Annotated in this window: 18 protein-coding genes and 1 pseudogene; 4 read left to right on the top strand and 15 right to left on the bottom strand. The window is 51.6% G+C overall.

Annotated elements, in window-relative coordinates:
• Positions 1 to 69 precede the first annotated feature (69 nt).
• Positions 70 to 1128: an alpha/beta hydrolase gene (locus ACJHXB_RS07985; protein WP_122989386.1), complete on the top strand. Its 1059-nt coding sequence runs from the start codon at positions 70 to 72 to the stop codon at positions 1126 to 1128.
• A 141-nt stretch (positions 1129 to 1269) separates the two neighbouring features.
• The gene (locus ACJHXB_RS07980) at positions 1270 to 2397 is read left to right on the top strand and encodes an MFS transporter (RefSeq protein WP_000171074.1); all 1128 of its coding nucleotides are present in this window, start codon (positions 1270 to 1272) and stop codon (positions 2395 to 2397) included.
• 179 nt (positions 2398 to 2576) lie between these two features.
• On the opposite strand, the gene paoD is transcribed toward ACJHXB_RS07980, so the two are convergent.
• From paoD to paoA, 4 genes are read right to left on the bottom strand one after another with little or no spacing between them, the layout of a single operon-like run.
• Positions 2577 to 3533: a molybdenum cofactor insertion chaperone PaoD gene (gene paoD, locus ACJHXB_RS07975; protein WP_000122402.1), complete on the bottom strand. Its 957-nt coding sequence runs from the start codon at positions 3531 to 3533 to the stop codon at positions 2577 to 2579.
• A 9-nt stretch (positions 3534 to 3542) separates the two neighbouring features.
• On the bottom strand, positions 3543 to 5741 hold the full coding sequence (gene paoC, locus ACJHXB_RS07970) for an aldehyde oxidoreductase molybdenum-binding subunit PaoC (protein WP_000667015.1): 2199 nt from the start codon (positions 5739 to 5741) through the stop codon (positions 3543 to 3545).
• Complete coding sequence (paoB, locus tag ACJHXB_RS07965; RefSeq protein WP_000643332.1) at positions 5738 to 6694, bottom strand: aldehyde oxidoreductase FAD-binding subunit PaoB; 957 nt, start codon at positions 6692 to 6694, stop codon at positions 5738 to 5740. The genes paoC and paoB overlap by 4 nt, the downstream gene beginning before the upstream one ends.
• Complete coding sequence (gene paoA, locus ACJHXB_RS07960) at positions 6691 to 7380, bottom strand: aldehyde dehydrogenase iron-sulfur subunit PaoA (protein WP_000070678.1); 690 nt, start codon at positions 7378 to 7380, stop codon at positions 6691 to 6693. Before paoA ends, paoB begins: the two co-directional genes overlap by 4 nt.
• Before the next feature lie 406 nt (positions 7381 to 7786).
• Between paoA and ACJHXB_RS07955 the strand changes: the two genes are divergently transcribed.
• Complete coding sequence (locus ACJHXB_RS07955; RefSeq protein WP_001019924.1) at positions 7787 to 8401, top strand: YagU family protein; 615 nt, start codon at positions 7787 to 7789, stop codon at positions 8399 to 8401.
• A gap of 248 nt (positions 8402 to 8649) precedes the next feature.
• On the opposite strand, the gene ACJHXB_RS07950 is transcribed toward ACJHXB_RS07955, so the two are convergent.
• From ACJHXB_RS07950 to ecpR, 7 genes are all read right to left on the bottom strand, one after another.
• The gene (locus ACJHXB_RS07950; RefSeq protein ID WP_001303809.1) at positions 8650 to 8979 is read right to left on the bottom strand and encodes a YkgJ family cysteine cluster protein; all 330 of its coding nucleotides are present in this window, start codon (positions 8977 to 8979) and stop codon (positions 8650 to 8652) included.
• Between the two features lie 313 nt (positions 8980 to 9292).
• Complete coding sequence (gene ecpE, locus ACJHXB_RS07945; protein WP_097446874.1) at positions 9293 to 10003, bottom strand: fimbrial chaperone EcpE; 711 nt, start codon at positions 10001 to 10003, stop codon at positions 9293 to 9295.
• Positions 9972 to 11615 carry a fimbrial adhesin EcpD gene (gene ecpD / locus ACJHXB_RS07940; protein ID WP_001265652.1) on the bottom strand — a complete coding sequence of 548 codons (1644 nt, stop codon included), beginning with the start codon at positions 11613 to 11615 and terminating at the stop codon, positions 9972 to 9974. The genes ecpE and ecpD overlap by 32 nt, the downstream gene beginning before the upstream one ends.
• Positions 11605 to 14130 (bottom strand): fimbrial usher EcpC, encoded by a 2526-nt coding sequence (ecpC, locus tag ACJHXB_RS07935; RefSeq protein WP_001131071.1) that lies wholly within the window; start codon positions 14128 to 14130, stop codon positions 11605 to 11607. The genes ecpD and ecpC overlap by 11 nt, the downstream gene beginning before the upstream one ends.
• Before the next feature lie 25 nt (positions 14131 to 14155).
• A complete protein-coding gene (gene ecpB / locus ACJHXB_RS07930) occupies positions 14156 to 14824 on the bottom strand; it encodes a fimbrial chaperone EcpB (protein ID WP_000716405.1) in 669 nt (222 codons plus the stop codon).
• A gap of 57 nt (positions 14825 to 14881) precedes the next feature.
• Positions 14882 to 15469 (bottom strand): common pilus major fimbrillin subunit EcpA, encoded by a 588-nt coding sequence (ecpA, locus tag ACJHXB_RS07925; RefSeq protein ID WP_000730974.1) that lies wholly within the window; start codon positions 15467 to 15469, stop codon positions 14882 to 14884.
• Between the two features lie 73 nt (positions 15470 to 15542).
• Positions 15543 to 16085, bottom strand: a complete 543-nt coding sequence (ecpR, locus tag ACJHXB_RS07920; RefSeq protein ID WP_001605081.1) for an ECP biosynthesis operon DNA-binding transcriptional regulator EcpR — start codon at positions 16083 to 16085, stop codon at positions 15543 to 15545.
• Between the two features lie 823 nt (positions 16086 to 16908).
• Between ecpR and ykgL the strand changes: the two are divergent.
• Positions 16909 to 17134: pseudogene (gene ykgL, locus ACJHXB_RS07915) on the top strand (protein YkgL).
• A gap of 34 nt (positions 17135 to 17168) precedes the next feature.
• Here ykgL and ykgO read toward each other — a convergent pair.
• The 4 genes from ykgO to ACJHXB_RS07895 all read right to left on the bottom strand — a co-directional run bounded on the left by ykgO (position 17169) and on the right by ACJHXB_RS07895 (position 19653).
• Positions 17169 to 17309, bottom strand: a complete 141-nt coding sequence (gene ykgO / locus ACJHXB_RS07910) for a type B 50S ribosomal protein L36 (protein WP_000866436.1) — start codon at positions 17307 to 17309, stop codon at positions 17169 to 17171.
• Positions 17309 to 17572 (bottom strand): type B 50S ribosomal protein L31, encoded by a 264-nt coding sequence (locus ACJHXB_RS07905; RefSeq protein ID WP_000803997.1) that lies wholly within the window; start codon positions 17570 to 17572, stop codon positions 17309 to 17311. Before ACJHXB_RS07905 ends, ykgO begins: the two co-directional genes overlap by 1 nt.
• A gap of 364 nt (positions 17573 to 17936) precedes the next feature.
• Positions 17937 to 18038 (bottom strand): small membrane protein YkgR, encoded by a 102-nt coding sequence (gene ykgR, locus ACJHXB_RS07900; protein WP_000662258.1) that lies wholly within the window; start codon positions 18036 to 18038, stop codon positions 17937 to 17939.
• A gap of 472 nt (positions 18039 to 18510) precedes the next feature.
• On the bottom strand, positions 18511 to 19653 hold the full coding sequence (locus ACJHXB_RS07895; protein WP_000182349.1) for an NADH-dependent flavin oxidoreductase: 1143 nt from the start codon (positions 19651 to 19653) through the stop codon (positions 18511 to 18513).
• Positions 19654 to 19678 lie beyond the last annotated feature (25 nt).

Raw genomic sequence — 19678 nt, 5'->3', positions numbered from 1 at the left:
TTCACCCGCACGCTAAAAACCGCGATGCCGACCATGCTGCTTTTCGCATCATTAAGTGGAGTCACGACAATGAGTTATGCTGATTCAACCAATCCTAATGCCCCTGTGTCCATGACAGATAAATGGGATAAAACGTTCGCCGAGAGCCAGAAAGTCGATCACCGTAAAGTCTCGTTCCCGAACCGATATGGCATCACCTTAGTGGGCGATCTTTACCTGCCTAAAGACCGTGGCGATCGCAAGCTGGCGGCGATTGCGGTCAGTGGGCCATTTGGCGCGGTGAAAGAGCAATCCAGCGGCTTGTATGCGCAGACGCTGGCGGAACGAGGGTTTGTTACCCTGGCGTTCGATCCTTCTTACACCGGGGAAAGCGGCGGCTATCCGCGAAACGTCGCCTCACCGGATATCAACACTGAAGATTTCAGCGCGGCGGTGGATTTCTTAGGGCTGCAAAAAGAGGTAGATCGCAACCGTATCGGGCTGCTCGGTATTTGTGGCTGGGGCGGCATGGCGCTGAACGACGTGGCGATGGATACCCGCGTTAAAGCGGTAGCTACCAGCGTGATGTATGACATGAGCCGGGCGATGGGTCATGGTGTGGGGGATGGCAAAGACCGTTATTCTACCGCCGACCGTCGTGCCGTTCTGCAATATCTGAATGAACAGCGCTGGAAGGATGCGCAGAGCGGAACGTTCGCTCACGGTGGTCATGATATTAATGTCGACAGCAACGGCAAGGTCAGTGCGGGCGAGCGCATTCTGCCAGAAACGCTGCCGGCAAATCCTCATCCGGTACTGAAAGAGTTCTTTGACTACTATCGCATGCCGCGCGGCTTCCACGAACGTTCCGTTAACTCTACCGGGGCGTGGACGGCAACGATGCCGCTGTCATTTATGAATATGCCGCTGTTGAGCTACGCCAGTGAAATCACCATCCCGACGCTGATTGTGACCGGTGAGAAAGCGCATTCACGCTATTTTGCTGAAGATGCTTACAAGGTGGTTGGCAGTAACGACAAAGAGCTGGTGGTGGTACCAGGGGCAAATCACGTGGACCTGTACGATAACGTGGCCGGAAAAATACCTTTCGCGAAGTTCGAACAATTTTTCCAGACCAAACTGAAATAAAACCTCTCCTGAATTGATGCAAAGCCACCGGCCATAGGCTGGTGGCTTTTATCCTGATCTTTGTGAAATTTCACTATGTCGACACTAAGCCAAACACTATCACCTCATCATCAGCGCGCATACTGGGGCGGTATTTTTGCCATGACCCTGTGCGTGTTTGTGCTGATTGCTTCTGAATTTATGCCCGTCAGCCTGCTCACGCCGATTACCCGCGATTTAGGCGTGACGGAGGGGCTGGCAGGGCAGGGGATTGCTATCTCCGGCGCGCTGGCGGTTCTGACCAGCCTGACGCTTTCAACGCTAGCTGGAAAGATGAATCGTAAGTTCCTGCTGCTGGGGATGACGGTTCTGATGGCCGTATCGGGGCTTATTATTGCGCTGGCTTCCAGTTATCTGATGTATATGGTCGGTCGTGCGATGATTGGTGTGGCTATTGGCGGATTCTGGTCGATGTCAGCGGCAACGGCGATTCGTCTGGTGCCGCAGCATCAGGTCACGCGTGCGCTGGCAATTTTCAACGCCGGTAATGCGCTGGCGACGGTCGTGGCCGCACCGCTGGGAAGCTATCTGGGGGCTACGGTCGGATGGCGAGGCGCTTTCTTGTGCCTGGTGCCCATCGCGGTTGTCGCCTTTATCTGGCAGTGCATCAGCCTGCCAAGCATGGATGCGAATAAAAGCCACACTTCATGTGGCGCGGTATTCCGCTTATTTAGCCGCCGCATGGTTGTGGTCGGCATGATAGCCTGCTGCCTGTTTTTCATGGGGCAGTTTGCACTATTCACCTATGTGCGCCCGTTTCTGGAGTCGGTGACACGGGTTAATTCCTTAGGCTTGTCGTTGATTTTGCTGATTATCGGCGTGGCCGGTTTTATTGGCACGCTGGTTGTTTCGGCATTTCTCAACAGAAAATTCTACCCCACGCTGATGGCCATACCCGGACTGATGGCCGTCATTGCTATCGGTCTGATGCTGACCGGGCATCACGTCTGGACGGTCTCGCTGCTGTTAGGACTCTGGGGCATGCTGGCCACCGCCGCGCCAACCGGATGGTGGACATGGATTGCGCGTACGTTGCCTGACAACGCCGAAGCCGGAGGCGGGCTCATGGTCGCGGTGATTCAGCTCTCCATCGCCCTTGGATCAACAGCAGGAGGCATCGTATTTGACCGCCTTGGCTGGCAGAGCACGTTTGCTATGAGTAGCGTGCTGCTCCTTTGCGCTGGCGTACTGACCTTTGTTACCGCACGCCAGAAGGCCGGTGCGCTTTAGTCCGGCGAGGGCGCGCGTTGCTGAATAAGTTACACAAGGCGATGAGCGCCCACTATGGGTTGGGTGCTCTTTTAAACGATTTAGGTGATTTTCTAAAACGGCTACTGCAGATTTTTCTCTTAATTTATGGGTATTTCCCCCGGAGGCGAGAAAGCGCTCTCCACGCCCGGCCGCAAGGATCAGGACGACGGGGGCAGGCATGAATCCTCCTCCTGATGGAGACGTACAGAGGCGACTTCTGCCAGCACGGAGAGTGCCAGAGTATGCGCATCCCGGGCTTTGGGGAATATCCCGACGGGTGCCCGGATTTGCGCTGTCTCCTCCCTGGACCATCCCAGCTCGTGGAGCTTTTGCAGACGTAAAGTGTGGGTTCGATAGCTGCCCAATGCGCCGAGATAAAAGGGTTTTGCTTCTCGCGCGGCCTGCAACACTGGCAGCTCCCGGTTGAGATCATGGCACAGCAAAATGACCGCCGTATCGGTATCGATCTGAGCGCTGGCTGAGGCCGGAAAAAGATCGAAGATATGGCTGTCATAGCCTGTGGCTGCTGCAAGACTCGCGGTTGCCTGCGCCTCAAGAGAACGTCCGTAAATCATCAGCCTGACGCATGGCCTGAACCCCACCTCAAAGCCATTGAGACTCCAGCCCGTCCGGGTTTGCGTGGGCAGGCACACCAGCGATTGAGCTTGCGGATCGTAGCGCAGACCCGCCGGTTTTCTCTGTTCCAGGCGGTTCAGCACGGCGAGCAGAGGCTGTGCCGAGCGTAGTTTATGGAGCGTCAGCGTGATCCCACCGCCGCAGGGCAGAACGATGTCAAACCACGGCGAACCTTCGCCATAGCGAACTTCGCGATCGCGGCCTGAGCCCATCACCTCCAGCGCTTCAAAAGCGGCAGCGGCCTCCACGCAGCCGCCAGAGACAAAACCGCAGTAACGGCCATCTTCGCGCACCACCATCTGCGCCCCGAGCGGGCGCGCCGCGCCGCCGCGTATCTCCACCAGCGTCACCAGCACCGCTCCTTTACCGGACATTAGCGCCTCTACGGCGAAGCGCAGAATGGTCCGGTGGTCATCGGTGAGAAACGCCTGCTCTGGCTTATGCCAGTGCTCGTCTTTATCAAAAAGCGAGTATGACATTGTTCCTCCTTAAACCACATCCGGCAGTTTATCGAGCAGCTTATCCAGAGTGATGGGATAATCCCGTACCCGAATACCGGTGGCGTTATACACCGCGTTGGCGATAGCCGCGCTCACGCCGCACAGGCCCAGCTCACCGACACCTTTGGCCTTCATCGGGGAGGAGATGGGGTCGGTATCATCCAGGAAAATCACCTCCTGTTTTGGGATATCCGCATGAACCGGCACCTCATACCCCGCCATATCGTGATTAACGAAGTAGCCCAAACGGTCATCTACCGCCAGCTCCTCCATCAGTGCCGCGCCCATGCCCATAGTCATCGCGCCAATGACCTGGCTACGTGCAGTTTTCGGATTCAGGATGCGTCCTGCAGCACACACAGCGAGCATACGCCGGACCCGAACTTCTCCCGTCGCGCTATGCACGCCGACCTCCACAAAATGCCCGGCAAAGGTCGACTGCTGGTACTCCTTGCTCAGTGTTCCGAATTCAATGCTCTCTTCCGCTGTCAGTCTGCCGCCTGCGGTGGCCTCATGTAGCGTGGCGCTTCGGGTACCGTTGGTAATCTTGCCGTCGGCAAACTGCGACTGCTCAGGATCAAACCCGACTGCCGAGGCAATCATTTCGCGAAGTTTCACACAGGCGGCGTAAACGCCGGAGGTGGAGGTATTCGCGCCCCATTGTCCACCAGACCCCGCAGAAACCGGGAAACTGGAATCGCCGAGGTGAACCGCAACCTGCTCCAGCGGTACGCCAAGCATTTCCGCTGCCGTCTGGGCCAGAATGGTGTAGCTGCCAGTGCCAATATCGGTCATGTCCGTTTCCACGGTAACGGTGCCGTTTTGTTCGAGATGAACCCGCGCACCCGATTTTTCCAGCAGATTATTGCGAAAGCCCGCCGCAACACCGTGGCCGACTAGCCACTCCCCGTCGCGTACCTGTCCGGGTGTGGCGTTGCGCTGCTTCCAGCCAAATTTATCCGCTCCGGTGCGCAAGCACTCAATAAGCTGACGGCGAGAGAAGCGGCGCGTCGGGTCGGCGGGGTCAACCTGAGTGTCATTCAGGATGCGAAACTCGACGGGATCGATGCCCGCTTTTTCCGCCAGTTCATCGATCGCGATTTCGAGCGCCATCAGACCGGGGGCTTCGCCGGGCGCACGCATGGCGTTCCCTTCCGGCAAATCAAGCGTGGCGAGCCGCAGGCCGGTATGACGATTCGCCCCTGCGTAAAGAAATTCGCTTTGCTGTACCGCCGTTTCCGGCGTGCCGCCGGGCAGGTTTCCGGACCAGCTTTCATGTGAGATAGCAGTGATTTTCCCGCTCTGGTCGGCACCGATACGCAGGTGCTGAAGGGTGGCGGGGCGGTGCGTTGTGTTATTGGGAATAGTGGGGCGGGGGAGCATCACTTTAACCGGACGTTTCACCGCACGGGCGGCGAGGGCCGCCAGCAGCGCATCGCTTCTCAGGAACAGCTTGCCGCCAAACCCTCCACCGATATACGGGGAGATAATACGCACATTCTCCACGGGCACTTTCAGCGTTTTTGCCAGATCGGTGCGGCACCAGTCAATCATCTGATTTGAGGTCCAGAGGGTAAGCTTATTTCCATCCCAGACGGCCATCGAGGCATGCGGCTCCATCGCCATATGGCTCTGGTCCGGGGTCGTGTAGGTAGCATCAATCTTCACCGCAGCGGAGGTGAAAGCCCCGTCAAAGTCACCAACATTTTTATCGGGCGTGTCTTCCGGCGGCTGACTGACGGCCTGTTTCTCGTCCGCCAGGGAGTAAGCTCCTTTATTACGGCGATAGTGCGCCTGCACCAGCGAGGCCGCCGCTCGTGCCTGTTCGAAGGTCTCGGCCACTACCAGCGCAATGGCCTGATGATAGTGCTCAATAGTGGGGCCGCCTAACAGCCTGGCGGTGTTTTTGTCGCCTTTGCCGAGCACCCCGGCGTTACTGGCGGTAATGACAGCCAGTACGCCCGGCGCTTTTTGCGCGGCGTCCGTATCGAGGGCGGTGAGGCATCCTTTGGCAATGGCGGAACCGACGATATAACCATAGGCGGCGTTGGGGGCTTCTTCATGCCATTCGTAGGCGTAGCGTGCCGTGCCGGTAGTTTTCAGCGGTCCGTCGATGCGGTCATGGGGACGACCGACAACCTTCAGCTGATCGATCGGGTTTTCCCCTGCGGGTTTATCAAATTTCATGCCTGTGCCCTCGCTTCAGCCAGTACGGAGGCAAGCGTTCGCTTCGCCAACAGGAGTTTAAAGGTGTTTTCAGCGGTGGGATGGGCGCTGGCGAACAGCGCGTCATATACGGCCTGCGCCCCCTGGGATAGCTGAGCATCCGCAGCCTCAATGCGCCAGGGCTTATGTGCTACTCCGCCCAGCGCGACGCGCCCGCTGCCGTCAGGCTGAATAATCGCTGCGACCGATACCAGGGCAAAGGCGTAGGAGGCGCGATCGCGCACCTTACGGTAAATATGTTTTCCGCCGAGCGGCGGAGGTAACGTCACCGCAACGATAAGCTCACCGGGAAGCAGGGCGGTTTCAATGTGCGGCGTTTTTCCCGGAGGGTGATAAAAATCAGCCAGTGTGATACTGCGAGTCTTTCCCTCCGGCGTGATGGTTTCCACCACCGCATCCAGCAACCGCATTGCGACCGCCATATCGCTCGGATGGGTGGCAATGCAGGCTTCGCTTACGCCTACCACCGCGTGCTGACGGCTAAAGCCTTCAAGTGCCGCGCAGCCGCTCCCGGGCAGGCGCTTATTGCAGGGCTGATTGGTGTCGTAAAAATAGGGGCAGCGCGTGCGCTGGAGCAGATTACCTGCGGTGGTTGCCTGATTACGTAACTGACCAGACGCGCCAGCGAGCAGGGCGCGGGAGAGTACCGCGTAATCACGACGCACGCGCTCGTGAGCTGCCAGGTCGGTGTTCCGTACCAGTGCGCCGATGCGCAGCCCACCCGCGTCGGTCACTTCAATCTTATCGAGCCCGAGCCCGTTCACATCGATAAGGTGGGTTGGCGTTTCAATTTCCAGCTTCATCAGGTCCAGCAGATTGGTCCCGCCCGCGATAAATTTTGCGCCGGGTACGCGCTGAGCGCTAAGTGCCGCCTCGGCCGGGGTGTTCACTCGTTCATAGGTAAACGCCTTCATGATTTTATCTCCCCCGCAGCGTCTTCAATGGCGGCAAGGATGTTAGCGTATGCTCCACAGCGACAGATGTTGCCGCTCATACGTTCACGGATCTCATCGGCAGTTCTTTCTGGAGGGGAAACCAAATCGACCGTGACGTGACTGGGAATGCCGTCCTGAATCTCTTTTAGCACCGCTACTGATGAGCAAATTTGCCCGGAGGTGCAGTAGCCGCACTGGAAGCCATCATGCTTGATAAAGGCCGCCTGCATGGGGTGAAGATTCTCTGGTGAACCCAGGCCTTCAATGGTGGTGATCTCGGCCCCCTGATGCATGACTGCAAGCGTCAGGCAGGCATTAAGCCTGCGACCATTGACCAGCACGGTACAGGCTCCGCACTGTCCGTGATCGCAACCTTTCTTGGTACCGAACAGATGCAGATTTTCACGCAAAGCGTCCAGTAGCGTGGTTCGGGTATCCACCTCAAGCTGCTCGGTTTTGCCGTTCACCTTAAGTGTCAGGGGCATTATCTCTGGCGCGGGTGTAGCTGCCGGAACGCTTGCTGCAAGCGTAGAATGAGGATAAACCACGGCGGTCGCCGCCGTTGCGGCGCTGACTTTAATCAGATCGCGACGGGTCAAACTAAAATCGTGCGGCTCGTGCTTCCCAACCCGATTATCTTCGGGGTATTCGCCTTGGTTGCTCATACCAGGCCTCCGGTATTCTAAAGGGGAAAATAAGAGAGCGTTGCGAGAGTGCTGATGCTTTTTTAAACGTTAAGCATAGTCGGTGAGAGCAGGAGGATTATTCTTAAAACGCGAATGCAGCTATGAGCCCGGCTAATTAATTCATATTCGCCGATGACGGGAGCTCGTTTATTGCTTTAGTTGTGCGATGCAAAAACCGATAAGGAAACCTGTGATTGTCAGCTCTGCATCACCCTACAAATCTTTGTCACTTCTAACATAAAAATAGGGAGAAATGATGGTGCTTATATTCATTGGCGATTAGGAAACTATCTTGTTATACAAAACAATACAGTTCTTTACATTTGTCTTGTTTTATGAATACTCCTGAAGAGGTGTATAACATAATGGTACAAGCAGGGTAGATATGAATATATTTGAACAAACTCCACCGAACCGCAGACGTTATGGTCTTGCTGCATTCATTGGGCTGATTGCTGGCGTTGTTTCCGCATTTGTGAAGTGGGGGGCTGAAGTTCCATTGCCGCCACGTAGCCCGGTGGATATGTTTAATGCAGCGTGTGGCCCGGAATCATTAATCAGGGCTGCTGGGCAAATTGATTGCTCCCGTAATTTTCTCAATCCTCCGTATGTTTTTCTTCGAGACTGGCTAGGGCTGACAGATCCCAATGCGGCTGTTTATACCTTTGCCGGGCATGTCTTTAACTGGGTTGGCGTTACGCACATTATCTTTTCGATAGTGTTTGCTGTCGGTTATTGTGTGGTTGCTGAAGTATTTCCAAAAATTAAACTCTGGCAGGGCTTACTGGCAGGTGCTTTAGCCCAACTTTTTGTTCATATGATTTCATTCCCTCTCATGGGACTGACGCCACCTCTGTTTGATCTCCCGTGGTATGAGAATGTTTCTGAAATTTTTGGACATTTAGTCTGGTTCTGGTCCATTGAAATTATTCGCAGAGATTTACGAAACAGAATTACTCATGAGCCAGACCCTGAGATCCCTTTAGGCTCAAACAGATAATGCATTGAATAATAAAAATGGCGCAAATGCAGCGCCATTTTTATAGGTTAAAAACATTGCTTTTTACTTTCTGAAGCAGATAGCCAGTGAGTACATCGCGCTACTTCAGGATGCTGTAGATCCGGAGAACACTATAGAGGAAGAGGCATTGTTGCTGGCAGATGGAAGAAGTTTCGGGTTTTGTTATCCCTGAAAAACGAAGCCCCGCGATTATAGCTGGCGGGGCAGTGCAATTAATTATTGCATATTTATAACGGTGTCAGCCCGTATTTAGCTCTTGCACGATTGCAAGCCTCATTGACGACTCCGTTCTCACCAGACATGGCGAATTCTCTGCACGTGGACGATCGATTTTTATATATCGTGCAGCAGGCATTTTTGCCCGGGGTTCCTGCAAGGGCAATACATCGGGGGTTTTTCTGATTGGTACCGCTCATGCATCGGTGAAAAGGGGATATTTGTTCAGTGAGCCTGGCGGGAATGGTACCGCCAGCATCGTCGGCTTCGGCCCAGTAAAAAGAGACGCGGAAAAATGCACAACAGGCACCACACGTCATGCATGGATTCAGATTGCTCATAATTCACCAGTACAGCTTTAAATCGTAAAGAGAACAGCGGTACATCGTATGTAAGAACGTACCGCGGTTGGCTGGTGTACTTTCGATAGTGTGAGTATTGAATGATTTCCAGCCTTTACCGATTTTACGTACTAATTCGTGAATAAACCACTCGTTAGCAGGCTGCCTGGTACCTTTCCGTGTCTCCTGAACACTATGGTGTGCATATGAGAAAGCCCATCGTTACAGGTGATATTGACGATCGCGTCCACATCATTTAAACGATTATTTGAGTCTCTGAGGTGGAGTTCTTCCCTCGACCGATGGATAAGTCTTAGTCCGCCGAAGGGGGCTTAGCCGGACAGGAATCGCTAATCTTAATGAATTTGTCGTTATAGACCAGATAATGATTCCCCAGCTGACGTAACTCAGGCTGATGAACTACGTCTCCCGGACGTAGATACCAGGCATCGCCTTCCTCTTCGGTCGAATCACATCCTGGCTTAATCAGTAGCTTAAACCATGTGTTGCCAGTGTTACTTACCGTTCCTGTCACCTTGTCGAAGGACCATTTAAACTGAACCTGACGTGGTCGTACTACCAGAATGGTATCCATCACCACCACCGGCTCCGTGCTGACCTCGCCGCCGGTCGGGCTACGTCTTGTCTGGTTGCGAGTGGGGACCTCGCGAAATGAGACCCGGTAGTAGCGCTCGCGGTTATCCCGTGGACCATGATAGTAAAATTTAAAATACTCGCTCTCACCAGCCTGCAACGCCAGCTGGCGGGGGGCGAAAAGCAGTTCACCATCCACCGGTCGGGTGCGCAATTCACTGCTGCCCGGGCTATCGATAGCACTGATGGCAATACGGTATATCCGTGCGCTTTTGTTGTTATTCACTACACGTTTGCTGACAAAGTCAGTCTCGGACGGCAGCGAAAATGTCAGATTGCCGACCGAAATCGCCTGTGTCAAAGGTGCCGCTAGCATACAGACCGCTGTCAGCAGGGCCTTAGTTAATGTTACGCCACGTCGCCTGAACATGAATTTCTCCTGAAGCGCTGACTTCGCCAAACCAGCCGTTATCATCTACCGTACGCAGCGAAATGGCGTTATCCATTGGAATCGAAAATTTGACTGTGGTCTTATCCATCTGCCCCACTTCGCCAGAGATATCAGTCCACGGTGTGGTCAACCACAGCGCATCGGTCATATCCCGCCAGCTATCATCGCACCCGGCATCGTAGGTTTTTGTAGCTCCGTTGCGGGTAATAAAGGAAAGCGTCGCCGGGAACGGTACTTTCGCCTTACCGTCATCGGAGCTGAAGACACAATAGGAGCGCCCGCCAATCACCTGCGCGGGTCCGGTCACCTTGATCAGCACTTCGTCGGCAGCTGTTTTACCGCTGGTGGTTACGATATAGCCGAAATCGAGTGCCGACTCGCCGCTGCCAACATATCCCTCCCGCGACGGTGTCTGAGTATATTCATCGGAGATAATACTGATGCTGAAATCACGGGGTTTGATAATCAGCGTGTTGGAGGTAGAAAATTCATACCAGCCAGACTCCGGTGATGTGGTGTTCTGAAAGCGAAAGTTGAATAGATCTTTGGTGTTGATATCGCTGATCCCGAGGTTCACCATCTGCTTAAAGAAGTTGCTCGAGAAGAAAACATAGATCGAGTCTGCGCTCTTCATCTCGTTGAAGGTGTAGTAATAGGCAGTATTGCTCACCGGTTTCCATGAACTGCCATTCAGACTGAACTGCATATCGTACGCCCCGACGGCCGAGGCTAACGACGAGTTGGCGATCGCCGGGAATATATGGATTGAGATGTTGCTGAGTCCGTTTGTTTGCAGGGTGTAGTTGACCATCTTACAACTTAATCCTGAAAGGCTGCCGATGGTTTGCGTCCGGCAGTCGGCGTTCCCTTCGCCCAGAGTCGGTACTCCGTCGCTGTTGATAAATACCTCCGCCAGCGAGTGGGTATTTATTAACCGCAGATTTGCTGCTTTCGTATGGGTGACATTGCGAACATACCAGTTGCCGGAGGCCTGATCCTTACAACGCGCGCCGCTGCTGGCGTCATAGTTCACAGAGGTCTGACAGGCATTGATGGTCATTGTAAAGCTGCTGCCGACGGGCATTTGTTGCATATACTGGTAAAACGCGTCTGACAACATGCCGTGCATCCACTTCGCGCCGCCGCTGGTCACCGTCGCGCCATAAAATCCACTGGCGTCGGTGGTTTGCGGCAGGATAAGACTGGTGGTCATATTACACCCTGCGTACCAGTTGATGCAGCGCAAGCCAGTTAAAGGAGATGAAACTGGTGAATTTTCCAGCCACATATCAAACTTCCAGTTGGTATAAAGGCCGGTGTTGTAACCGTTATCAATGTAGCCGAGGCTTTGCTGATAGATGGTTCCTGAACCATTGTATTTTAAACCGGTCCAGCGGTTGGCACCGGTCAGGCGCGGATCCAGCGCCCCGCCAGGCGTGACGAAAAAGTTGTCGTCTGAGTTGTTTTCGACAAACACAAACTCGCTTGCCGGTGCATCCGCCCAGGTTGTTTTGCTCACTGCAGCTCTGAGCGCGGTTGCAGGCCAGATTAGCGCAAATATTATCATCGCTATCAGTAGGTTAACTCTCATTCTCTTCTCCTGTCTGCGTCACCGCCGCCCACGATGAGAGGCCGCTGCAGACCACATCACCGACCCAGACGGCACCGCGCGCCTGGCTGAGTTCCAGTGCCACTTCGCAGGTTTTATTGCCACTGTAGCGAAAATCGATAGTGGGGTATTTCTTATCCACGTCCATGACAAACTCGCCGTTTTCATCGGTTCGGGTTCGGCCGATATGGTTGTTAATCCGTGCGTTAGCCAGCAGTGTGCCGTCTTCCGCACGGATACGACCGGAGACGGTAACCATCTGCTTCACCTCTGGCTCAATGACAGCGACATTGCCTGGATAGAGAGTCAGATGACTTTTGCGACCGCTGACGATATCGTAACTGTCGAGTGAGTTTTTGCTGTTCTGTAACTCCACCTCATATCTTCCATAGGGAGAGAGCGGGAGATAGTTACGCTTGCCGTTAAGCGGGAAAATCCGCCCGTTGATTTTGGCGCTGATCTGACCGTCGTCCTCCAGCCCGGTGTTGAATATCACCCCAGCGTTGCCATCAGTCCGCCCGCTGGCAGCAATGTTTTTACCCTGCCAGCCGACGCTGCCATTGGCGGTCAAGTTGGTATTGACGTAGCCGTCCGCCGCGCTATTGATGTTCAGCGTTCCGCTGGCGTAACGAGCGTCGAACTGTGCATACGCTCCACCGCTGAGGGTTTTGTCATCACCGGTATCGCCGGAGATGGCTCGTGACAGATTGGCACCAACAGTGCGAATGGTCCCTTCATCAAACTGCTTGCGTGCTGACAGGTTTGCCATGGTGTAGCCGTTTTGATGGGTCATCCCTGCGCTAAACCAGTTGCCCAGTGGTAGCGAGAGATCGAGAGCGATATATTTTCCTGTATTGGCGCTGCTGTCGCCGTTGTTATAGCGCTGAATACCGGCCCGCAGGCCAAGCGTACCAAAGGTACCGCTGTAGACACTTTGATAGTAATCTGCCGTGTAATAATGGCTGTTGTAACGGCGGTCATCATTGTAGCTGATGCTGAATGTGCCCAGCTTCGACCACAGTGAGTTCAGGTTGAGTGTGCCGCCGATAGCACGGTTGTCGGCATCGCTACGTCGCAATTGATTGCCAATGCGGGTTTTTTCCTGATTAACCCACAGCGAACTAAAGCCTCCCGGTAGAGTGGCGCTGATGCTGCCGATGCTGCTCCATGAGCTGTCACTGGCCAGCATATTTTGCAGGTTAACGTTGATCGCTCCCCCAAGCGGCAGCGTCAGACGGGTTTCACCCACCGCCTGATTATCGTATCCATATCCCGTTGCCGCCCAGCTAAGCGTACTCAGTGAGCCGGAGGTCGAGGCACCTGCCAGCCAACTCTCTTTGGCTGGTCGCGTCTTTTTCCCGTTTTCCGACCAGCGATCCATATGAAAGCTACCGCCCCATATCTGCCACGCCAGTGGTGCACCGACGCCGCGCCCCCGGCTAAACAGCTTATTGACCCGTTGAGTGCGTTTGCTGATCACGCGACCGTTAACGATGACCTCAACTTCCACATCGTAAATACCGTACGGTAGACCCCGGGTATCCACTTCATGATTGCCCATGGTGAAGTTCTGAACGCTTAGTAGCCGCCCATCACGGGTGAGATGTACTTCGCCCGCCGCCGGTAAAAAGGCGATCACTGGCGTGGCTGACTGGCTGCTGTCGAAGATGGTGGAGCTGGCCTGGTTTCCCCAGGAAAGGCCGTAAATCTTCCCTGCTGAAATGGCGGTCATCGGCCCTAAGGACTGCAAGTTCCAGGTGTCGAGCATTCCACCGGCAAATCGGTGACCGGCAAAATCGCGTTCATACATCGCTTTATATAATTCACTGTCCTGTTGACCGCTACCGATCCCGTACAGCGAGCCGTCGAGCACCACGTGATGTTCGCGCAGTGCAGTAACGTTATTCAGCGACAGATAGCTGGATGTGTTGCTCCCGCCGTTACGCAACTGGTTGTTATAGACGCCGAAGTTATAGCTCAGATTACTGCTGAGGGTGTTAACACTGGACTGCCCGATGTCTTCGCTACGTGAGCGTAGTACGGTGCCCAGCGCTTCGCGCTTGACCACTAGCTGCAGCAGCAGTTGGCGCAAGCTGAGATCCAGCTGCGCGTTGTCAGTCAGGGGGATGGTAAGGGCCTCATTGAACGGGGCGTTCGCCAGAGCCATCAGCTGCTGTCGAGTTTGTTCGCTGACACTGGCGTTATCTTCACTCTCTTCCAGCTGTATTTTCCGGATGCGTAGCTGTCCATCATCCAGCCAGATAAAAGCGCTGCCGATTCGCTGATCGTCCTGGCGACCCTGGCTACCGGCGAGATGAATATAAAGCGGGACGCTCATGCCGTCCTGGAGCGCCTGACTGAAGGCCTGCGGAATAATCACCCCACCTATTTGCTGCGCACTTATGTCAGCAGCGCTGGCATCGGGCTGAACGAACAAAAAGACCATGCCGAAGGCAAACTGGGCTTTCAGTCCTGGGGAGAACCGTCGTAAAGGCATTGTCGTTATCCATCTGCACAGCTATCTATTTCACGGGAATGAACTTATCACCCTGCCAAAGTGCAACCCGTCCTTTGTTATCCGCCGTGTCCACGCGGGTAAAACGACGCGACTTGCCCGGCATCAGGTAGTAATTCTCTTTACACTCCTTACCATTGGCGGCTTTCAGGCAGGGGCCGTAGGCGAGGATCCGCAGCGTCGCATTTCCTGTATTTGTCAGGGAGCCGTTGGCGTACTGAAAGCGGTAGTTCGCCTGGCGGGGGGCGACGACCAGAATGGTGCCGATGCGGGCGGAAGCAGTGGCTACAGCGCTGCGGTTGGCATTATCGCGCTGCGCATCACTGAGGGCCTGATCGAACCAGACAATGCGGTAATAGCGCTCTTTCTCATCTACTGGTCCCTTATAGAAGAAGCGGATCACTTCGCTGGCTTGGGCGGGTAGCAGCAAGCTAGCGGGAGTGAGTAGCAACTCATCCGGCTTGTCCATTGAGATAACCTGCCCGTCGTCAAGCGGTGAAGAGAGCCGTTCGAGACGGATATTGATGAGGCGGCCACTGTCGGTACTGTTTTGGATCGTTTTGCTCAGCGTGCTGCTGTCACTGTTCATAAACGATGATATATCGCCGACATCCAGCGCCTGGGCCGGAGATATTCCGGAAAACAGCAGAGCGAGAGGCAGAAGGTGCTTTTTCATAACAATTCCGTCCAGGAATAAAGCAGGGGGGCTACCCCTGCTGGTACATCAGAGAGATTAACTGGTCCAGGTCGCGTCGAACTGTACGCTAACGTCGCCGCTCCAGATGCCTTCCGGTAGAGTGCTGTAATCGGTTACTGCGGTGGTACCATTGGTGGTGCCGCTGATGATGGTGAAGGTGAAACCATCCTGTGCGGTGGTACGATTGCTGGCATTGTAACCGTTAGCCAGCGGGCTAAGGTTGCCGCCCAGTACGCCGTTGGCGGTATCGATCATCACGGTATCGCCAGTTTTTTCGACTGCCGCGCCGTTATAATCCACGCCCACATTCAGTGTGGAACCTGAGGTATCCAACTGGGTTAATGTGTTGGTGATAAGACGTGAGGTCAGTTTAAAGGCGGTAGCCGTTGAGTCACCTTCGATAGCCACGTCAAATAGACCTTTCTGTGAGTTAAAACCTTTAATGCCTTCGGCATACTGGAACGCCAGGCTACCGAGTGGCGTCACAACCAGCTTACTGGTGGTGTCTTTTTTGGCTGTTGCTGACCAGGTCGCTACAGCCTGAGCTGTTACGTCAGCAGCCTGCGCCACACCCATGCCGGTAAACACCGTTACCAGAGCTATTGCCAGAACCTTTTTTTTCATTGCTTTTCTTCCCGAGTTGAATTGAGGACATGAAGTCCCGGTGAGTCATTTTTAAAACTAACTTGCCTGGAGTTTACTGAACCAACTTATATAATTTTGAGTACAGCTTGGCCTCTGCATTACGCCGATGGGTATACACTGTCTTCACACTACAATTTTCAATTCTGGCAATCGATTTAGGCAGCATTCCCTGAGCCGTCATGCGGATAATTTCCATTTCCCGGTCAGTGATTTTATCTTTCTTAATATCTTTTCTCAGGAACCTGCCATTAATCACATAGGCCAGTTCTTTTCTAATATCACGACTCAGTCCAGCGTATACCACGCCCCTAATATTGCTGTTGTAATACCAATAATTTGCTAAGGCTTCTGACTTTCTGGCCGCAATCAATACGACCTGTTTCCCCTTTACCGCGGATAACCATTCATTATCACGGTTTATAAACTCAGTTAAAGAATCCGTATTGAGATTGATAAACACGAAATCTTTTCTGATTTTCTCCAGCGATAGATAAATTAATCTGTCGATATCCTCTATCAGTTCAGATAGTCCTTTATAGAAGTAGGCGTCATGGGGAGACCAGATGTATTTATCAGAACGGTTTTGACATTCCATATGGTTTTTAACCTCATAGTCCCTGCTGTAATCACTTTGCCATGTCACTACTTTCCAAACCTGTAATTTTTACAGGTGCATTCAGTTTCCTTAGTAAACCGGAGGTAAATAAGATACGTAGTACATATCAATAAAGGTTAAACGAGATTAAGTTTAATTATTTTCGATTGGGCTTAAATTTATGTTTTTTTCCCGATGAGTGTCAATATGTGAACGGAAAAGGAATTCAATGGTTAAGTCAATATTTAGAAAAACTGAAAATATTGCTTTTTTGATAAGAAGAAAAAGACATTTAGTTTCATAAGGTTATTGGCAATATAACGTTCATTTCTTACTTGCATTTTATATTGGTCAGGAACTTTGCCCTGAAGTGTTAGGAATAGTCTTAATGCGCTGTGTGATGGACTAGTAAAAAAACAAGTTTTAAGGGTAAGGGATAGAATATAAAACTATTATGAGCTGTCATTGAAGATGATTTGCCAATCAGTAAGATATTTTAATGGATTAACATGCCGCACAAAATGGTTATAGGTGTTCATTACAATAAGTGATGGAAAATTGAACGGGTATAAGTACGTCATCTGTTCGGTAAGTCCCCCAAGAGCCAAATTAAGTGAAGTTAAACGAAGGCTGCCAGCTGTCACAGGAACGATGGCCTCTTTGTCAGGGCACTGCATTCAGTCATCTGTGCGCATTACTCTAACTGGCACTCGAACGTCAGCGACGGGGTTACCGGTGGATCAGGCTGTTCCTGTGGCGTAAACGTTTTTATGTTAGTACCAACAGATTTACCACATTTATCATCTTAACAGTTTGAGTGAAAATGCAGGCTGCGCCGCAAAGGGAGGAGACTGATGGCGTGTTCAGTCTAAAAGAGGGTTGATGCCAGCATACAGGGGCGAAGCTGGTCAACACGTCAACATTAATATAATGGAATATTCGGAGAGAAACGTCAGGCAGTTGACCTTAAATGAACAGGAAGATACATCCCCAGGAAAATTAATGCTGGTGTAATAAATACACCAACATTAATCCGGTCTGATTATTAATCAGACAAATATCGTTAATTCGTCGAATTTTAAATCAACGTTTTTTCTTACGACCCTGAACGGCCTTAAAACGTGGATTAGATTTACAAATCACATACAGCCGTCCTTTTCGCTTCACAATCTGACAGTCTGGATGGCGTTCTTTTGCGGTACGCAGAGAGTTAAGGACTTTCATCATGCCTCCTTTTTCGTGCTAACAAAACGACCAAAACGTTGGGTGAACCGTGCAACATTTCCTTCTGATGCCACTGTTCTCAGCTTCCCTGTATAGAACGGGTGCGATTTCGAAGAGACATCAATTGTTACGTACGGATACGTTACGCCATCCAGCTCAATCTCACGGTCTGTTTTGATAGTCGAGCCGATTTTAAAGTACTCATCAACACTGGTGTCATGGAACACCACAGTACGATACTCAGGATGGATATTGGGTTTCATCATTTTTACCGGTTATGTTATAACATAACCGCAAAGATACATGCTCATCCGGATCATTTCAACACCCAATCCCTGTGACTATTTGTAGGATGTGGAATTTCCGCAACGGAGAAGTCTGGTATTGTTAGCAGCCATTGGCGACGCTCTCATAAACGCCTGGATGAGTGATTGATGATGGTTTCGCTGAGAGTATGAATTTTTCGAGAATGGAGGCTATCTCCACTTTACTGGCCGATGATTTATCGCAGTTTGATTGATTACCTGACAGCGTGTATTCCTCTCCCACGGATATAATAATTACTTACAAAAAAGGGAGAGGATGCATATTTTAAATATCACTGCAGTGAACAGTTTATTGCCGTTATTAATAGAAATGGAGAAATAAATAGGCGTATTCTACAATTGCGACAAAAACAACGATATTAATCAGTTTATGACTGATTTGCTGTACTTTATTCTCTTTCATTGGTACTTCCTCGCTTTAAAAAAGAGTGCACTTCGTAAGTGCCCTTATATAAATAACGAGTTTGGTCAACCAATTTTTTGATATGTATCACAAATTTGAATAGATGTATTACATCGGCTATCTTTTATTGCCCCAACGTCATTGATATATGTCGCCTGAAGTCAGTCCGGGAATGAGTCTGATCTCAAAACTGGCCCAGTCCGGGCGTTGATTGGTGCTGAGGAGCATATCGCATCTCATCATAATGTCGTATCTCCTGGGGTGTTATACAAGATATCGTTGTTGGTGACCTGGGCGAGGAATTGAGTTCTATTAAACCGTCAACTATGCTGGATACATACTGGATTACACTGCAGGCACGCCTTACGAGAGAACGTGCCGCAGTGACGGGTTAATTATCTGAAAGAATTTGCGAGACTGTATCGGTTACTCATTGATTTGATAGTTTTACTCTCGGGAGAGTAATAGATATTTAATCTATTAACGGAAACCAGCCAGTTCCTTTCGATGCCTGAATTTGATCCCATAGTTTATCCGGAATGGTTAATTCAGGAACAAGTTGTGGATTAAGGGTTGTTTGAATTTCATGGCCTCTACCTGATTCAGCTAAAGTCACCCATTCTGGATTTATCACCAGCCCTTTACCGATCGCAACAAGTGGCAGGCCAGTGGAAATTGCTTCTTGAGCCTGAGACGGTGTGCGTATTTTACCTGCAGCGATTACCGGCACTCTGCCTGCAATATGATTTAAAATCAATTCAATAGTTCGGGGGCCATTTGGCGACTCAACAGGGTAGCTATCGTTAATACTGACCAGCGAGGTATGTATATACGAAATACCGGATGAAATGAGCCGATCAAGGAGTTTATAAGTATCCTCTATCCGCAGCCCCCCTGTTACAGATTCTTCAGGAGATATTCTGTAACCGATAGCAAAGGGCTTTGTCGCATATTCATAGACTACATTTTTTACTTCCTGTAATACGGCCAGCGGGAAGCGCATACGTCCTTCAAGATCTCCTCCCCATCGGTCATTACGCTGGTTAAATAGAGGGGAGAAGAAATTCTGCAGAAGGAATCCGTGCGCACCATGAAGTTCAACGCCATCAAAACCTGCTTTAATCGCCCTTTTTGTGACATCTCCGAATGCTCTAATGGTTTCCTGAATTTCGTTTTCAGTCATTTCCCTGCTTTGTACCACTCTCTTCATAAAGTCACCAGATTTTACGCTTGATGCGCTGGCACTAATAACATCGTTATTTGGTACAAGCTCCGGGATGGCTTTATTACCGGCGTGGAAAATCTGCAAAATAGCCGGAGCCCCCCCACTTTGGGCTGCCGCTGCTAACTTTTCAAGGCTGTTAATGAAACGGTCGTCATATGCGGCAAATTCATGAGTAAACCCAATGCCGCTTGGCGTGACATAGGTACATCCTGTTATTACTAAACCAACATTTTGTGAGCGGCGTTTATAAAATTCGAGTTCTTGCTCAGAGATGGTTCCATCAGGATTCGCTGACCAGGTCGTCATAGGGGCCATAACGATACGATTACGTAGCTTTATTTTTTCTGTCAGCATAAAAGGAGAAAACAATGATGGGTGTTTATTTGTCATAACAATACCTCAAATGTTTATCTGA

The sequence above is a fragment of the Escherichia sp. WS3227_2 genome (genome assembly GCF_046486495.1).
GTDB classification, from domain to species: Bacteria; Pseudomonadota; Gammaproteobacteria; order Enterobacterales; family Enterobacteriaceae; genus Escherichia; species Escherichia coli.
This window is presented reverse-complemented; position numbering and strand designations above follow the sequence as displayed.

Bases quoted from the DNA above. Each gene is read 5' to 3' on its own strand.
- ACJHXB_RS07985 (WP_122989386.1), top strand. From the start codon at position 70: ATGAGTTATGCTGATTCAACCAATCCTAATGCCCCTGTGTCCATGACA.
- ACJHXB_RS07980 (WP_000171074.1), top strand. From the start codon at position 1,270: ATGACCCTGTGCGTGTTTGTGCTGATTGCTTCTGAATTTATGCCCGTC.
- paoD (WP_000122402.1), bottom strand. From the start codon at position 3,533: ATGTCATACTCGCTTTTTGATAAAGACGAGCACTGGCATAAGCCAGAG.
- paoC (WP_000667015.1), bottom strand. From the start codon at position 5,741: ATGAAATTTGATAAACCCGCAGGGGAAAACCCGATCGATCAGCTGAAG.
- paoB (WP_000643332.1), bottom strand. From the start codon at position 6,694: ATGAAGGCGTTTACCTATGAACGAGTGAACACCCCGGCCGAGGCGGCA.
- paoA (WP_000070678.1), bottom strand. From the start codon at position 7,380: ATGAGCAACCAAGGCGAATACCCCGAAGATAATCGGGTTGGGAAGCAC.
- ACJHXB_RS07955 (WP_001019924.1), top strand. From the start codon at position 7,787: ATGAATATATTTGAACAAACTCCACCGAACCGCAGACGTTATGGTCTT.
- ACJHXB_RS07950 (WP_001303809.1), bottom strand. From the start codon at position 8,979: ATGAGCAATCTGAATCCATGCATGACGTGTGGTGCCTGTTGTGCATTT.
- ecpE (WP_097446874.1), bottom strand. From the start codon at position 10,003: ATGTTCAGGCGACGTGGCGTAACATTAACTAAGGCCCTGCTGACAGCG.
- ecpD (WP_001265652.1), bottom strand. From the start codon at position 11,615: ATGAGAGTTAACCTACTGATAGCGATGATAATATTTGCGCTAATCTGG.
- ecpC (WP_001131071.1), bottom strand. From the start codon at position 14,130: ATGCCTTTACGACGGTTCTCCCCAGGACTGAAAGCCCAGTTTGCCTTC.
- ecpB (WP_000716405.1), bottom strand. From the start codon at position 14,824: ATGAAAAAGCACCTTCTGCCTCTCGCTCTGCTGTTTTCCGGAATATCT.
- ecpA (WP_000730974.1), bottom strand. From the start codon at position 15,469: ATGAAAAAAAAGGTTCTGGCAATAGCTCTGGTAACGGTGTTTACCGGC.
- ecpR (WP_001605081.1), bottom strand. From the start codon at position 16,085: ATGGAATGTCAAAACCGTTCTGATAAATACATCTGGTCTCCCCATGAC.
- ykgO (WP_000866436.1), bottom strand. From the start codon at position 17,309: ATGAAAGTCCTTAACTCTCTGCGTACCGCAAAAGAACGCCATCCAGAC.
- ACJHXB_RS07905 (WP_000803997.1), bottom strand. From the start codon at position 17,572: ATGAAACCCAATATCCATCCTGAGTATCGTACTGTGGTGTTCCATGAC.
- ykgR (WP_000662258.1), bottom strand. From the start codon at position 18,038: ATGAAAGAGAATAAAGTACAGCAAATCAGTCATAAACTGATTAATATC.
- ACJHXB_RS07895 (WP_000182349.1), bottom strand. From the start codon at position 19,653: ATGACAAATAAACACCCATCATTGTTTTCTCCTTTTATGCTGACAGAA.